The sequence below is a fragment of the Peterkaempfera bronchialis genome, assembly GCF_003258605.2.
Classification (GTDB): Bacteria; Actinomycetota; Actinomycetes; order Streptomycetales; family Streptomycetaceae; genus Peterkaempfera; species Peterkaempfera bronchialis.
On the sequence record NZ_CP031264.1, the window covers coordinates 3,818,675 to 3,834,561 of the forward strand.

General features: G+C 74.4%; 10 protein-coding genes. All 10 read left to right on the forward strand.

All coding sequences use genetic code 11. The annotated features are described in order from the left end of the window. The first annotated feature begins 212 nt into the window (after positions 1-212). Genes C7M71_RS16950 through C7M71_RS17000 form a run of 10 tightly spaced genes read left to right on the forward strand, consistent with a single transcriptional unit; the run spans position 213 to position 15,819 of the window. Positions 213-1,631 (forward strand): 3-phosphoshikimate 1-carboxyvinyltransferase, encoded by a 1,419-nt coding sequence (locus tag C7M71_RS16950; protein WP_229758772.1) that lies wholly within the window; start codon positions 213-215, stop codon positions 1,629-1,631. After that, complete coding sequence (locus tag C7M71_RS16955; protein WP_111489532.1) at positions 1,628-2,899, forward strand: aspartate aminotransferase family protein; 1,272 nt, start codon at positions 1,628-1,630, stop codon at positions 2,897-2,899. Before C7M71_RS16950 ends, C7M71_RS16955 begins: the two co-directional genes overlap by 4 nt. Further along, positions 2,896-4,131 (forward strand): Coenzyme F420 hydrogenase/dehydrogenase, beta subunit C-terminal domain, encoded by a 1,236-nt coding sequence (locus tag C7M71_RS16960; RefSeq protein WP_111489531.1) that lies wholly within the window; start codon positions 2,896-2,898, stop codon positions 4,129-4,131. The genes C7M71_RS16955 and C7M71_RS16960 overlap by 4 nt, the downstream gene beginning before the upstream one ends. Continuing rightward, positions 4,128-5,246 carry a 3-hydroxyacyl-CoA dehydrogenase NAD-binding domain-containing protein gene (locus tag C7M71_RS16965; protein ID WP_111489530.1) on the forward strand — a complete coding sequence of 373 codons (1,119 nt, stop codon included), beginning with the start codon at positions 4,128-4,130 and terminating at the stop codon, positions 5,244-5,246. The genes C7M71_RS16960 and C7M71_RS16965 overlap by 4 nt, the downstream gene beginning before the upstream one ends. Beyond that, positions 5,243-7,225 (forward strand): non-ribosomal peptide synthetase, encoded by a 1,983-nt coding sequence (locus tag C7M71_RS30715; RefSeq protein ID WP_162824282.1) that lies wholly within the window; start codon positions 5,243-5,245, stop codon positions 7,223-7,225. Before C7M71_RS16965 ends, C7M71_RS30715 begins: the two co-directional genes overlap by 4 nt. Beyond that, entirely contained in the window at positions 7,218-11,960 is a 4,743-nt protein-coding gene (locus tag C7M71_RS16980; RefSeq protein WP_111489529.1) for a type I polyketide synthase, read from the forward strand. Before C7M71_RS30715 ends, C7M71_RS16980 begins: the two co-directional genes overlap by 8 nt. 1 nt (position 11,961) lies before the next feature. Continuing rightward, positions 11,962-12,993: a MupA/Atu3671 family FMN-dependent luciferase-like monooxygenase gene (locus tag C7M71_RS16985; RefSeq protein WP_111489528.1), complete on the forward strand. Its 1,032-nt coding sequence runs from the start codon at positions 11,962-11,964 to the stop codon at positions 12,991-12,993. Beyond that, complete coding sequence (locus tag C7M71_RS16990) at positions 12,990-14,321, forward strand: condensation domain-containing protein (protein WP_111489527.1); 1,332 nt, start codon at positions 12,990-12,992, stop codon at positions 14,319-14,321. The genes C7M71_RS16985 and C7M71_RS16990 overlap by 4 nt, the downstream gene beginning before the upstream one ends. Next, complete coding sequence (locus tag C7M71_RS16995; protein ID WP_111489526.1) at positions 14,318-15,283, forward strand: acyl carrier protein; 966 nt, start codon at positions 14,318-14,320, stop codon at positions 15,281-15,283. The genes C7M71_RS16990 and C7M71_RS16995 overlap by 4 nt, the downstream gene beginning before the upstream one ends. Before the next feature lie 8 nt (positions 15,284-15,291). Further along, positions 15,292-15,819, forward strand: coding sequence for a flavin reductase family protein (locus tag C7M71_RS17000; protein ID WP_162824283.1), 528 nt, complete (start codon positions 15,292-15,294; stop codon positions 15,817-15,819). The last annotated feature ends 68 nt before the right edge of the window (positions 15,820-15,887 follow it).

Genomic DNA, 15,887 nt, shown 5'->3' on the forward strand with positions numbered 1-15,887 from the left:
GCCACGTCAGGGGGCGGCCAGCGCATCCCCCTGTGGACCGGCCCCGGATCGTGGCAGCTTGAGCGAGGTCCGGGTCCCCCCGCCGAATCCCTGTGTATGCCGGCGCCGCCGGTCGCCGACTGCCCCGGTGGCCGCCCGCCGGCGCGGAGATGTGCCCGTCACCGAACACCACTGTGCCGGTGGCCCCGCCGCCGCCGGGAAGAGGAGTGCCCGTGCTGGAGATCCAGGAATTCGCCATGCCCGCGACTGCGGCGGCGGACCTCGTGGTAGACGGCGGAAGGGCGCGGCGCGGCAGTGGACGGATCGAGGTCACGGTGCCCGGCGACAAGTCGGTGAGCCACCGCGCGCTGCTCGCGGCCCTGCTGCCCGGCGCCCCCGCCGTGTCGACGGTGCGCAACGCCAACCTCGGCGGGGCGGTACGCGCGCTGCTGCCGGCGATGGCGGCCCTGGGCGTCGAGGTGACGGCGCAGGACCGGACGCTCACCGTGCGGCGCACGGCGACGCCCGTACCCCAGCCGACCCGGTCGCACCCGACCGGCGGCGGGTGGCCGCGCGACATCCCCTACCTACAGACTGAGGGGTCGAGCGCGGCAGCCCGCCTGCTCATCGGGGTGCTCGCCGGCAGCGGGACCACCGCGATCGTCGACGGTGACGATGTGCTGCGCCACCGGCCGATGGACTGGCTGGTGGAGCCGCTGGTCGAACTGGGAGCGCGCCTCAGCTACCTGGGCGCCCCCGGACGGCTGCCGGTCCTGGTCGGCGGCCCAGTGCACCGGCCCGGCACCGTCGAGCTGTGCGTGGGCAGCGCACAGGCGCGCTCCGGCGTGCTGCTGGCCGCCGTGGCCGCCGGACTGCCGGTCACCGTGCGCCACTCCGTCAGATCCCGCGACCACACCGAGCGGATGCTCGCCGCCTTCGGCGCCGGGCTGACGGCGGACGACGGACAGGTGGCGTACGACGGCGGCCCGTACACCGTGCCCCCGGTGATCGAGGTGCCCGCCGACCCCTCGCTCGCGGCCTATCCGGTGGCGGCTCGGCTGCTGTACGGCACCGGCGGGGAGCTGCGGGTGCCGTACGTCTGCCTCAACCCCACCCGGCTCGGCTTCTTCGAGGTGCTGCGCGCGGCCGGTGCGGACATCGACTACCAGGACCGGGGCACCACCTCGGCCGGTGAACCGGTGGGCACGATCGTGGTCGACGGCGGACTGGACTCGGTCCGCGCGGTCCGGGTGGACGATCCGGCGCTGCTGCACGCCCTGATCGACGAGGTACCGCTGCTCGCCGCAGTGGCCGCCACCCTGCCGGGGGACTCGTGGATCGGCTGCGCGGAAGAGCTCCGTTTCAAGGAGACCGACCGGCTGGCCACCACCGCTGGGATGGTCCGGGCGTTCGGGGCCACCGTCGGGACGGTCGGCGACGGGTTGGCCGTGCACGGCGGGACGGTGCTGCGGGCCGGGCGGGTGCCCGCCTTTGAGGACCACCGCATCGCCATGGCCGCCGCGACCCTCGCGATGAGCCTGCCCGGCCGCACCACCGTCTCCGGCGGTGCCTGCCACCGGACGTCGTTCCCCGACTTCGCCGAGGTGCAGCGCGCCGTCGGTGCCAGGGTCTGTGAGGACACCGACCGATGACGCGACTGCAGGCCCCGGTCCCCGAGGCGCGTTCCACCGGGACCGTGCTCGGGCCCGAGTTCGTCAGGGGCGACGGCCCCTGGCTCTTCACCGAGGACGGCACCGCCTGGTTCGACGGGACGTCGGGCAGCGGCGCCGCGACCCTCGGCCACCAGCACACCGCCGTCACCGCCGCCGCGGCGGAGCAGCTGCTGCGGATCACCCACACCGGTTGCAAGCTCGGCTCCGACGCCCGCACCCGGATGGTCACCGCCATCGGGCGGATCAGCCCCTATGACGAGCCGGCCGTGCTGCCCACCGCGACCGGCGCGGAAGCGGTCGAGTCGGCGCTGAAGATCGCCCGGGCCGCCACCGGCCACCGTGCCGTGGTCGCCTTCCGCCACGGCTACCACGGCAAGACCGCCGGGGCCCTGGCGCTGACCTGGCGTGATGAGTTCAAGCCGCACAGCGATCTGCCCGCCCATGCGGTGGTCCGGGCCGACCTGCCCGATCCGCGCAGGCCCTCGGCGGACGACGCACAGACCTTCGCCGCACACCTCTCCGCCGCGCTCGACCGGGCCGACCTGCTCGGCGGGACCGCCGCCGTCGTGCTGGAACCGGTCCAGGTCACCGAGGGCATACTGGAGGTGGCCCCCGTCCTGCTGGACGAGATCGCCCGTCAGGCGCACAGCCGGGGGGCGCTGCTTGTACTGGACGAGATCTACACCGGCCTGGGCCGCGCCGGACGGCTGTTCACCGCCGAGCTGATGGCGGAGCGGCCCGATCTGACGCTGCTGGGCAAGACGCTGGGCAACGGCTTCCCGGTCGGCGCGGTGGTGGGCGAACGGCATGTCGTCGACGCGCTGCCGCCCGGTGTGCAGACCTCCACCTTCTCCGGCCACCCGGTCTCCTGCGCGGCGGCAGCCGCCGTGCTCGACACCGTGCGCAGCGAGGCCCTGCCCGCCAGGGCGCTGGCGCTGGGCGCCAGGATGGCCGCCGACCTGGGGGCGCTGGCGGCCCGCTACCCGTGGATCGCCTCGGTCCGTACCGTCGGCGCTCTCGCCGCCTTCGACTGCGTACGCGACGGCGGGCCGGACCCGGTCCGCGCCCGGGCGGTGACGCGGGCCGCGCTACACGGCCGGCTGCTGCTCTTCGGCGGCGGCCCCGAGGGGGCCAGCGTCAAGATCGTGCCGCCGGCGCTGCTCGACGACGACGCCTACCGATCCCTGGCGGCCGGACTGGCGGATGCCGTGGCCCTGGCCGACTCCGGCAGTGAGGCACTGACATGACCTTCGAACAGCTGCGCAAGGACGTCCTCAGCCCCGACTTGTGCACCGTCTGCGGGGCCTGCCAGCTCGTCTGCCCGCCCGGGGTGATCGGCTTCGACGGGCTGGACCCGGTGCTCACCGCCGAGTCCTGGACCGAGGCGGACTGCGCCGGGTGCGGAGACTGCCTGGCTGTCTGCCCCGGTCTCGACCCGGCCAGCCCCAGCGCCGAGGTACGGCTCTTCGGCCGGTCCCGCACCCCCGAGGAGCGCTGGACCGGCATCTTCACCGAGGTGGTCGCCGGGTATGCGCTCGACCCCGAGGTCTTCGAGGCGTCCGCCAGCGGCGGCAGCATCACCGCACTGCTCCAGACCGCCATGGTGGCGCTCGGCGTGGATGTGGTGCTCTCCATGGGACGCGACCGCGACGAACCGTGGCGGGCGGCCCCGGCCCTGGTACGCGACCCCGCCGGGCTGACCGAGACCGCCCAGTCGACGTACCAGCTGGCCCCCTACCTGGGGGCGCTGCGCGAGGTGATGGAGCGTCAACCGGGCGCCCGGGTCGCGATGACCGGGGTGGCCTGCCATATCCAGGCGCTGCGCAAACTCCAGGCGATGGACACCCCGGCCGGGCGCTGGGCGCGCGACCGGGTGGTGCTCGCCGTCGAACCGGCCTGTTCGTCGAGCACCCGGCCGGAGGGCACGGCGGCGGTGATCCGCGACCGGGCCGAGGTGCCGCTGGAGTCCGTGGTCCGGCTGCGCTACCGCGAGGGCGAGTACCCCGGTGGCATCAGCATCAGGACCGCCGACGGCGCCGACCACCGGGTGGCGTTCTGGCAGGCGGTCAGGGACTTCGCGGGCAACAAGACCCACCGGTGCCTGTCCTGCGGCGACTGGATGTCGGGGCTGGCCGACGTCAGCGTCAGCGACGGCGACCCGAACATCTTCGCGGCGAGCGTCGGCGGCGCGGGGCAGCACAAGCACGGCCGGGTGTTCATCCGTACCGAGGCCGGGGCCAAGGCGGTCGCCGAGGGACAGGCCCGTGGCCTGCTCAGCCACAGCCCGGTGGACATCGTCGGCCTCAACCTCGGGCTGGAGCGCAAGCGCAACCGGCGGGCCTCCTATGAGCGTTCGGGACGACCCACGCCGCTCGGCCCCATCGAGAACTTCCGGGAAGAGCTGGAGATCGTGCCGGACGAGCACTGGATCGCGGCCCCCGCCACTCCCGCCGCGCCTCCCGTGGAGGACGGACGGTGACGGCCGCCCCGGACACGCCCGTGCTGGTCTCCCGGCGCCTGGTCGCCGACGGCGCCCCGCTGCCCGTGCTCCAGGAGGTGCGGTGCGGCCCGCCCGGCCGTGGCGAGCTGCGCATCCGCGCGGCGTGGAGCCTGGTCAGCCCCGGCACCGAGCTGCACTACCTGGACCGCTCTGCGCGCACCGGCGAGCGGTTCCCGCTCGGCTACTGCTCCGCCGGGACCGTGGAGGCGACCGGTCCCGGAACGCCCGGCTTCGCCCCCGGCGACCGGGTGATCGCGATGGGCTGGGGCGAGGCGGTCCACGCCGACGTGGTGACCGTCCCCCACCGCCTGTGCCGCCAGGTTCCCGACCGGCTCGGCCTGGACCACGCCGTCGTGGCCTGCCTGGCCGCCACCGCGGTGCACGCCGTCGACCGGGCGACGCTCTGCGACGGGGACGAGGTGGCCGTCGTGGGCGCTGGCATCGTCGGACAGCTGGCCGCCCAGACCGCCGCCGCACGCGGCCACCCGGTGACCCTCCTGGATGTACGGCAGGACCGGCTGCGCGGGGCGGCGACGCTCGGCCTGGACGTCGCCGAGGCCGGTGCGTTCCTGGCCGGGAGCGGCGGTCGGTCGGCGGGCGGTCGGTCGGCGGGCGGGCGCTGTGTGCTGCTCTGCGGTACCGGCGACGCCGACGAGACGGTGGCCGCCGCCGCCCGCTGGGCGGGCCGCGCCCCCGGTCGGCCGCGCCTGGTCGGCGTGGGCCGGTTCGCCGCCCGGGTCGAGTTCAGCGTCGAACTGGGCAACCTCGACATCCGCTATGCGGCCCGCTGCGGGGCCGGTTACCGCGACCCCTCCTATGCCCGTGGCCTCACGGAGGTCACCGCGCCCGCCGGCGAGGGCACCGTCACCGAGAACCTCCAGCGCGCACTGGCCCTGATCGATGCCGGCGCCATCCGCCCGGCGGCGATGATGCTGCCCCGCTTCCCGCTCGGGCAGGCCGATCGGGCCTATGCGGAGCTCCGCGAGCGCCCACCCCACCCGGCCGTCCTCTTCGCCCACGGCAGCCACCCGCCGGACGCCCCGCACGACCTCCGCCGATCCGGCGGCCGAGCCGAGGAGCCACGCGCACTGTGACCGCCGCCCCCATCCACGACGGCGCCGACACCGGGCACCGGCCGTTTCCCGAGGCGGAGCGGGCCGGGACGCTGGTCCACCGGTTCCTGGAGATCGCCGCCGCCCACCCCGGCCGGGCGGCCGTGGTCACGCCCGACACCCGCTGGACGTACCAGGAGACCGCAGACCGCTCGGCCCGGGTGGCCGCAGGGCTGGCTGCGGCCGGGCTGCGGCCGGGACACCGGGTCGCCCTGCTCTTCTCGCACGGCGCCGAGATGATCGCCGCGCTGCTGGGCGTCCTGCGGGCCGGTCTCTCCTACGTTCCACTGGACGCGGCCTACCCCGAGCAGCGGCTCGCCTATATGGCCTCGGACTCCGGCGCCCGGGCCCTGGTGTGCGGCCGGGCCCATCTGCCGTCTGCCGTGAAGCTTGCCGCCGGGCGCCCTCTGCTCGGGTACGAGGAGCTGGTACGCCATGACGCCGGTGACCCGGCGGTGCGCGCGGCCCCGGCCGGCGAGGCGTATGTGCTGTACACCTCGGGCTCCACCGGCCGCCCCAAGCCCGTCGCGCAGGTGCACCGAAATGTCCTGCACCACACCCGGGTGTGGACCGACGGCCTGGGCATCGGCCCACGGGACCGGCTGACCCTACAGTCCGCGTACAGCTGGGACTCCGCGGTGCAGGACACCTTCGCCGCGCTGCTCAACGGCGCGGCGCTGTACCCGGTCGACCTCAAGGCGCTGGGTGTCAGCAGTCTGCTGGACTGGATGGCCGCAGAGGAGCTGACCGTCTACCACTCCACACTGCCGGTCTTCCGAGCCCTGGCCCGGGCGATGGAGGCGCGCGGCATCCGGCTCCCGGCCATGCGCATGCTCGCCCTCGGCGGGGACACGCTCCACCTTGCCGACCTCGACGCCTACCGCCGGACCTTCGAGCCGCACTGCCGGGTCGCGGGCGCCTACGGCTCCACCGAGTGCTCCTGTGCGCTGCTGCGGGTCGCCGGACCGGACTACCGGCCGCCCACCGGTGTCTTCCCCCTCGGCGGCCCGGTGGCCGGGACCACGGTCACGCTGGAGGGCCCGGACGGCCGTACGGTCGACGGTGCCGGCGAGGGCGAGATCGTGGTCGCCGGCCGCTATCTGGCGCCGGGCGCGACCGCCCCGGGGGAGCCGTACCGCACCGGCGACCTCGCACAGCGGCTGGACGACGGCACGCTGCTGCTGATCGGGCGGCGCGACTTCCAGGTCAAGATCTCCGGCATCCGGGTCGAGACCGGCGAGGTGGAGAGCGCGCTCAAGGAGCTGCCGCAGATCCGCGAGGCGGTCGTCATGCCGTTCACCGACCGGCTCGGCGAACGGCAGCTCGCCGCCCACCTGGTGGCGGAGCCGGGGGCACGGCCGCTCCCCACCGAGCTGCGCGCCGCCCTGCGCGCGGTCCTCCCCGACCACGCCGTGCCCACCGCGTACGTCCTGCTCGACGAGCTGCCGCTGACCGCGAACCACAAGATCGACCGAGCCGCGCTGCCGGACCCGTCACAGGTCGGCCGACCACTGCGGGCGGCCGTCGGTGGGCGGGCCGCCGACCGGCTGGAGCGGCAGGTCACCGACCTCTGGTGCGAGGTGCTGGGGATCGCGGACGCGGGCCCCGACGACAACTTCTTCGACCTGGGGGGCACTTCGCTGCGGGTGGCGGCCGTCCATGAACGGCTCACCCGGGGCCTCGCCCCCGCTCTGCGGATGACCGACCTGTACCGGGCGCCGACCGTGCGCGCCCTGACCCGGCTCATCCGGCAGGCCACTGCCACTGCTGCCACCGCCACCGCCACTGCCACCACCGCCGCCGCCCTGGTCGGCCCGGACTCCGCAGCCGGGGCGGCACGCGGCACCCGCCGCCGCGCGGCGCGCGGCCTCCGGCGCACCCCGGCCCGCACACCCCACACCTCGACACCCCCGCTCCTCGGCGAGGACCGGACCAGCGCCCCGGGAGGGACTTGTGACTGATCGCCCGTACGACGATTCAGCCCTGGAAGGCCGGATCGCCGTCGTCGGCCTGGACTGCCGGCTGCCGGGGGCCCGCACCTACGCGGAGTTCTGGCGCAACCTGCTGGACGGCACCGAGCAGATCACCGACGTGGACGACGAGACGCTGCGCGCCGCCGGGGTCCCGACGGCGGAGTCCGCCAACCCGCACTATGTGCGCCGCGCCTCGGTGGTCGAGGACGCCGACCTTTTCGACGCGTCGTTCTTCTACCTCTCCGCCCGCGAGGCCGAGCGGATGGACCCGCAGCTGCGGGTCTTCCTCCAGTCCTCCTGGGCGGCCCTGGAGGACAGCGGCCATGACTCGGAGCAGTACGACGGTCGGATCGGCGTCTTCGTCGGGTCGATGAGCAGCACCTATCTGCTGAACAACGTGCTCACCGGGGAGAAGGGGTTCAACGGCTCCATCAGCCGGATGCGCCGCGACCAGGCGACCATGATGGGCAACGACCACGACCACCTCGCCACCCGCGTCTCATACCACCTCAACCTCACCGGGCCGAGCATCGCGGTCCAGACCGCCTGCTCGACCTCCCTGGTCGCGGTGCACACCGCCGTGCAGAGCCTGCTGGCCCAGGAGTGCGACGTCGCCCTCGCCGGCGGCGTGGCACTGCGCTTCCCGCAGCAGGCCGGGTACCTCCACGAGCCCGACGGCATGGCGTCGGCCTCCGGCACGGTACGGCCGTTCGACGCCGGGGCCGACGGCACGGTGTTCGGCAACGGCGCGGGTGTCGTGGTGCTCAAGCGGCTTGCCGACGCGCTCGCCGAAGGGGACACCATCTGGGCGGTGATCCGAGGCTCGGCCGTGGGCAACGACGGCGCCGATCGGGTGGGCTACACCGCCCCCGGCATCGCGGGACAGGCTGCCGTCCTCGCCGAGGCGCTGGCCGTGGCCGGTGTGGACCCCGCCGAGGTCGGCTATCTGGAGGCGCATGGCACCGGCACCAGGATGGGCGACCCGATCGAGCTGGCCGCCGCCTCCCAGGTGTACCAGGTCGACGGGGCGCCGCCGCTTGTGCTCGGCTCGGTCAAGGCGAACATCGGCCACCTCAGCTCGGCTGCGGGCGTGGCCGGGCTCATCAAGTGCGTCCTGATGCTGCGCCACCGCGTGCTGGTACCCACCCCGAACTTCACCGAGTGGAACCCGGAGTGCCAGGTCCAGGGCACCCGGTTCCGGATGGGCACCGCGACCGAGCCCTGGCACGGCGGACCCGATCCGCTGCGGTGCGCGGTCACCTCCACCGGCATGGGCGGCACCACCGCGCACGTCGTCCTGGAGGAGGCTCCGGCCCGTGACGCCGCCCGGCGCGCGCCCGCCGCCCCGGTGGTGGTGCTGCCCGTCTCCGCCAAGTCGCCGGCCGCGCTGGAGACCGCCCGGCTCGCGCTCGCCGACCACCTGGAGGCCACCGCCCCCGAGGCGGGGTCCGCATCCGGGGACCCCGGTCTCGACGACGCCGCGTACACCCTCGCCACCGCGCGCCGCACCTTCAACTACCGGGCCGTCGTCACCGCCCCGGACCGGGCGACGGCCGTACGGGCGCTGCGCACCGCCGATCCGCGCCACACCCACCAGGACTCGGGTCAGCCCGCCGACCGTCCGGTGGTGCTGCTCTTCCCCGGCCAGGGCGCCCAGCACCCGGGCATGGGCGAGGGCTGGTACGAGCATCTGCCGGTCTTCCGCGAGACGCTCGACGAGTGCGCGGAACTCCTGCTGCCGCACCTGGGCTTCGACCTGCGGGACGCGCTCCACCCCACGCTGCGCGGCCTGCCCGGCCCGGTCCACGACCTCAACCGCACCCGGGTCACCCAGCCGGCGCTGTTCGCCGTCGAGTACGCCCTGGCCCGCCAGTGGATAGCCTGGGGCGTACGCCCGGCGGCCCTGGCCGGGCACAGCGTCGGGGAGTATGTCGCCGCGACCCTCTCCGGCGTGTTCGGGCTGCCGGACGCCCTGCGGGTGGTGGCCGAGCGCGGCCGACTGGTGGACGAACTGCCGGGCGGCGCCATGGCCTCGGTCATGCTGCCGCCCGAGGAACTGGCCGACCGGCTCGGCGACGGAGTGGCGCTGGCCGCCGTCAACGAGCCCGCCGTCTGCACGGTGGCCGGGACCCGAGAGGCGGTCCGGGAGCTGACCGCCCGGCTCACCGCTGAGGGCGTGGCCCACCGCAAGGTGGTCACCTCGCACGCCTTCCACTCGCCGATGATGGACCCGGCCGTCGAGCCGCTGACCGAACTGCTGCGCGGGGTCGCACTGGGCCGCCCGCACATCCCCTTCCTGTCCAACCGCACCGGCACCTGGATCCGGGACGAGGAGGCCACCGACCCTGCGTACTGGGGCGGCCACCTGCGGGACACCGTCCGCTTCGCCGACGGCCTGGCCACCGTGCTCGCCGAGGGCAGCCATGTCTTCCTCGAAGTCGGCCCCGGCCAGACGCTCGCCACCTTCACTCGCCGCCACCCCGACCGCGAGACCGGCGTACCGGTGGTCACCTCCGCCGCACGCGGGCGGGAGGCCGCTGCGGACCTGACCGCGATGCACGCCGCCCTCGGACGGCTGTGGGCGGCCGGCCTCGCGGTGGACTGGGCGGGCCACTACGCGGACCGGGACTGCGGCCGGGTGCCGCTGCCCACCTACCCCTTCGAGGGGGCCCGCTACTGGGTGGAGCCCGGCTCCGACACCCTGACTGGGGGCGGTTCCGGCCGGGGCGCCGCCGTGCACGCCGGGAAGCTGCCGCTGGACGACTGGCTGTCGGTCCCGGTGTGGCGACCGGCCGTCGGTACCCCCGACACCCCCGCGCGGCCGATCGCCGAGCCCGTGCTGCTCTTCGCCGACCCTGAGGGCACCGCCGCCCGCCTGGCGGCGCACGCCTTCACCGGCGAGGTGGTCACGGTGCTCGCCGGCGGGGCGTACGGCCGCGACGGCGACACCTTCACCGTGCGGCCCGACTCCGAGGAGGACCACGGCAGGCTGGTCGCCGACCTGCTCGCCGAGGAGCGGCTGCCCGCCCGGGTGGTGCACGCGTGGTCCACGGCCGCGCTGCCCGCCGAACGCGGTACCGAGCGGTTCGAGCAGGCTCAGCGGACCGGCCTCTACAGCCTGATCGCCCTGGTCAAGGCGGTGAGCGGGCAGGGCGTGACCCGCCCGCTCCAACTGGACCTGGTCAGCGCGGGCGCGTACGCCGTCACCCCCGCCGAGCCCGCGCCCCACGCCGAACTGGTCACCCTCGGCGTGGCAGCCCGGGTCATCGGCCAGGAGCACGGCAACATCGGCGCGCGCCACTTCGACCTCCCCGCAACGGTCGACGAGCGGTCACTGCGTACCCTCGCCGCCGAACTGGCCACCCGGCGGCACCCGGAGGTGGCCGTCACGCTGCGCGGGGCCACCCGCTGGATCGCCGAGCTGGCCCCGGTACGGGCCGACTGGACCGCCGACGCCGAATCCCGGCTGAAGGACGGCGGGGTGTACCTGATCACCGGCGGACTCGGTGAGATCGGCTCCACCCTCGCGCGCTGGCTGTACCGCGAGTGCGGGGCGCGGCTCGCGCTGCTCACCCGGGAGGCACTGCCCGCGCGGGACGGCTGGGACGCCTGGCTTGCGGACCACCCGGCCGAGGACGAGACCGCACTGAGGATCGCCCGGCTGCGCGCACTGGAGGCGGACGGCGCCACGCTCTTCCTGGTCAACGCCGACGTGGCCGACGAGGCCGCGCTGCGCACCGCGGTCGAGAAGGTCAAGGCCCAGTTCGGCCGACTCGATGGGGTGGTGCACGCGGCCGGCCTGCCGAGCGAGCAGTGGGACCGCGCCATCACGGCGGCCAGCGTCGAGCAGTGCCAGTGGCACTTCGTTCCCAAGGCCCACGGCCAGATCGCCCTGGAGAAGGTCCTCGCCGACCACCCGGTCGACTTCTGCCTGCTGCTCTCCTCGCTGGCCGGTGTGCTGGGCGGCCTGCGGCTGCTCGGCTACGGCGCCGCCAACCACTTCATGGACGCGGCGGCCGAACGCGCCAACCGGGACCTGGACCGCACCGTGTGGATCAGCGCCGCCTGGGACGTCTGGCAGCACCACCAGGACGAGAAGCGGGCCATCTCGGCGATCGGCCGCAGCATGGACGACAAGGCGATCCAGCCAGAGGAGGGCTTGGAGGTCGTCCGCCGGCTGCTGACCCTGCGTGACATCTCCCATGTCGCTGTCTCCACCTGGGACCTCGACCACCGGCTCGACCAGTGGGTGCGCAACGACCGCATCGCCGAGCCGACCGCCACGGCCGGGGCCGCCGAGGACGGCACGGGCAGCGGGGCGGACGGGGACCTCACCGAACAGGTCGCGCGGATGGTGCGGGATGCGCTCGGCCAGCCTGATCTACCGCTAGACGGCGACATCTTCGAGTTCGGCGGCGACTCGCTGCTGATCGTCCGGCTGCTCTCCGACGTACGCGACCAGTTCGCCGCCGAGGTGCCGCTGGCCGACATCCTGGGCGAGCCGACCCCCGTCGCCCTGGCCGCCCTGGTCCAGCAGCGCCTTGACGCCCGGGTGGCCGGCCCGGACGCAGCCGGCGACGAGGTGGACCTACTGGCGGACGAACTGGCCGGGCTGGACCCCGAGGAGGCCGAGAGGCTGCTGGCGCAGGCCGAGGCGGCGCAGGCCGAGGCGGGCCCGACCATGCAGGAGGCGGCTGCGGCCGTCCAGGAACAGGAGCGCTGACGTGGACTTCAGCCTGATCTTCTTCTCCGGCGACGAGAAGAACAAGTACCGATTCGTCCTTGACGCGGCCAGGTACGCCGACGAGCACGGCTTCACCGCGATCTGGACGCCCGAGCGGCACTTCCACCGCTTCGGCGGCCTCTACCCGAACCCCGCCGTGCTCGGCGCCGCGCTTGCCATGGCCACCCAGCGGCTTCGGATCCGGGCCGGCAGCGTCGTGCTGCCGCTGCACAGCCCGATCCGGGTCGCGGAGGAGTGGGCGGTGGTCGACAACCTCTCCAGAGGACGGGCCGGCATCGCCCTGGCGACCGGCTTCAGCCCGCTCGACTTCGCCATCAACCCCGGCGGCTGGCAGGACAGGCGGCAACGCACCTTCGACGCCGTGACCACGCTCCGCGAGCTGTGGGAGGGCGCCCCCGTCTACGTCCAGGACGGCCTGGGCAACCACGTCGAGGTGGAGCTGCACCCCCAGCCGGTGCAGCCGGAACTGCCCATCTGGCTGACCTGCACCAAGAGCCCGGAGACCTTCGAGGCCGCCGGACGGATGGGCTGCAATGTGCTGACCGCGCTCATCGACATGACCAACGAGGAGCTGGAGGAGAAGCTCGCCCTCTACTTCAAGACCCTGGAGGCGCACGGGCACGACCCGGAGAGCGTCACCGTCACACTCATGCTGCACACCTTCATCGGCACCGACCTCGACGAGGTGCGGGAGACTGTCCGACAGCCCTTCAGCGACTACCTGCGCTCCTTCTTCACCGTCATCGACTCGCAGAAGAAGAACACCGCGCCGGGCGCCGGGGTGCGCGACATGTCGCAGAGCGACCAGGACCAGCTGATCGGCTTCGCCTTCGACAAGTACTTCGGGAAGGGCGCCCTGCTCGGCACACCCGACTCCTGCGGAGCGGTCGTCGAGCGGTTCCGGGGCATGGGCGTCACTGAGATCGCCTGCCTGATCGACTTCGGGGTGGACGAGGAACTCGTGGTGCAGAGCCTCAGCCACCTTGACGAGCTGCGCGGGCGGTACGCATGACCGACACCCTGGCCGCCCGCCTGGCGGCCCTCAGCCCGCAGCAGCGCGCCGCGCTGCGCGCCCGCATGCCCCGGCAGGACTCCGGGGGCGACCAGCTGACACCAGGGCAGCTCCGCCTGTGGCAGGCGCACCACGCCGTCGGGGGCCGCCCGGTGGACGTGGTCTGCCAGGCCGTCCGCCTCACCGGAGCCCCGGTCGACCTCGACCTGCTCACCGAGCGGGTGCGCGGCTTCGCGGCGGCCCATGAGGCGCTGCGTACGACGTTTGGGACGACGACCGGCGGGCCGGGCGTGCGGCGTGTCGTGCACCAGCGGCTTGAGCCCGAGCTGGCCCGGCTGCGCTGCGCCACCGAGGCTGAGGCGCACGAGTACGCCCGGGAGCTGGCCCGGCGGCCGTTCGACCTGGCCCATGGCCCGCTGCTGCGGGTGGCGCTGGCCGAGACACCGGCCGCCGACGAGGCATGGCTGCTGCTCGCCGTGCACAACCTAGCCTTTGACGCCTGGTCCTTCGAACTGCTGCTGGACGCGTTGGCGCAGCCCTCGGCCACCGTGGGACCGGCCCGCCCCTTCAGCGCCTTCGCCCGCGACCAGCTGAGCTGGACGGACGGCCCCGAGGGCCGTGCCGCAGCGGCGTACTGGGCGGGGCAGACCGCCGGAGCGCCCGGACCGCTGCCCACCGACCGGCCGCGCGGCGCGGTCACCGAGCGGGTCGGCGGCCGGGTGCACTTCACCCTTCCGGCGCCGGTGGCGGATGCGGTCGCCGGGTCGGCGACGCGCGAGGCGGCCACCGCCTACGTCGGCTGGCTCGCCGTCGCCTGGACGGCCCTCGCCGAGTTCGGCGGGCAGGACGACCTCCTGCTGGGCACCTTCACCTCCGGCCGCAACCGACCGGGCACCGACACGGTCGTCGGCTATCTGCTCAATGTGCTGCCGGTACGGCTGCGCGACAGCGGCGCCGGCACCCACCGGGACCGCGTCCGCGCGGTGCGCGCCGCCACCCGGGCAGGTCTCGCGCACGCCTCCTACCCCGGTGAACGGATCACCTCGGACCGGCAGTTGCCCGGTACGCAGCCGCTGCTGGACGCGGTCTTCGTCTTCGACCACCTCGCGGCCGACGACCGGCGGATCCAGGGTGCCGCCGTGGCCACCGCCGACGTGGACAAGGGCACGGCCCGCTACGACCTGACCCTGGCTGTCTACCCGGGCCCGCACGGCGTCACCGGCTGGCTGGAGTACGACACCGCCCTGTACGACGAGGCGACCGTGCGCCGACTCGCCGACGGGTTCACGGCTGCGGCGCAGGCCGCAGCCCGGGAGGCGGACCAGTGACCACTCCACGTCTCTGTGCGCCCGCCTATGAGCTGGGAGAGCGGGCCGACCCCGTCATCGAGCTGCCGGAGCTTCAGGCCGACCCCGCAGTGGCGGCCGAACTCACCGCAGCCGCAGCCGGTTTCCACACCTACCGCTGGTCCGAGGCCGAGGTCACCGAACTGATGGCCGTGGCCGTGCAGCGCACGCTTGCCGAGGCGGCGGTCCCCGGCACCGAGGTCGACCTGGTGCTGCTGGCCACGGACTCGCTGCCGCACGGCCGCGCCGCCCACCGGGATGTCGCCGAACTGCTGGCGGAGACGGGCCTCACCGGGGCGACGGTAGTCACCCTCGGCCTGATGGACTGCGCCACGGCCATGGTCGCGGTGGGCACCGCCGCCTCCCTGGTCCGCGACGGTACGGCCCGCAACGTCCTGGTCATCTCCGGCGACCTCGCCGACCGGGCGACGGGCGGGGCGAGGGTGGTGGCCGGCGGCGCGGCCGTGGCCAGCGACGCCGCCGCCTCGGTACTGGTCTCGGCGACGGCACCCGGCCTGCCGGTGCTGGCCACGGCCCACCACTCGGCGCCCGAGGTCCACCAGGACACCGGCCCGCAGCAGCAGCTGCTGACCCGGGTCAGGGCGCACCGCGAGCTGTTCGCCAGGCTCACCGAGGCTGCCCGGCGTCCGGACCTGAAGGACGTGCGTGCCGTGCTGCCCAGCAACTTCGCCCGCAATGTGCTCCAGCTCTACCTCGCCGATGTCGGGCTGGGCGGCGACACCCCGGCCCTGGGCAATGTCGGCCGGATCGGGCACTGCCTCGGCAGTGACCCGCTGATCAATCTGGCCGACCGGGTCGCGGAGCCCAAGGCGCCTGTGCCGGAGGAGGGCACGCTGGTCCTGTTCGGCGCGGGCGTCTCCCATCTGGCGGCGGTCCTGCTGGGAGCGGACGCGCTGCCACGGCAGATGGAGGGGTCCCCCTGACCGCCGTCGTGCATGCCGCCGCCGTCGGGCGGACGGCGGTCACCCCGCAGGCGCTGCGTACGGTCGCCCGCTGCCTGCCCGCCTGCGTCACCGTGGTCACCAGCGGGCAGGGCGCCGCACTGCACGGCATGACGGTGAGTTCCTTCACCACGCTGTCGCTCGCCCCGCCCCTGGTCTCCTTCTCCGTGATGGACGGCGCCCGCATCCGGTCGGTGGTCGAGACCTCCGGCGGGTTCACGGTCAATGTGCTCGGTGCCGAACAGGCTGCGCTGGCCCGGTGGTTCGCCAGCTCCGAGCGGCCGACCGGGGCCGCGAGCTTCGCCGGGGTGGAACTGGCGGACGAACCGGTGGCCAGCGGAGCCGTGCTGGCCGGAGCCCTGGCGTACTTCGCCTGCGGCCCGGTCCGCCTGGTCGAGGCGGGGGACCACGTCATCGCCATCGGCACGGTGGAGCGCTGCCGCACCCTGCGGGACGGAATGCCGCTGATCTTCGAAGGGGGCGGATTCCGCCACCTGGGACCCGTACTGGAGGAATGAGCAGCCCCTGACACCCCCCTTCCGCCCGCCCGCCCCGTCCGACTTACCCCCCTTCTTCTTCCACGGGA

Excerpts from the sequence above, each read along its gene's own strand:
- C7M71_RS16955 (WP_111489532.1), top strand. The coding sequence starts at position 1,628 with ATGACGCGACTGCAGGCCCCGGTCCCCGAGGCGCGTTCCACCGGGACC.
- C7M71_RS16990 (WP_111489527.1), top strand. The coding sequence starts at position 12,990 with ATGACCGACACCCTGGCCGCCCGCCTGGCGGCCCTCAGCCCGCAGCAG.
- C7M71_RS16960 (WP_111489531.1), top strand. The coding sequence starts at position 2,896 with ATGACCTTCGAACAGCTGCGCAAGGACGTCCTCAGCCCCGACTTGTGC.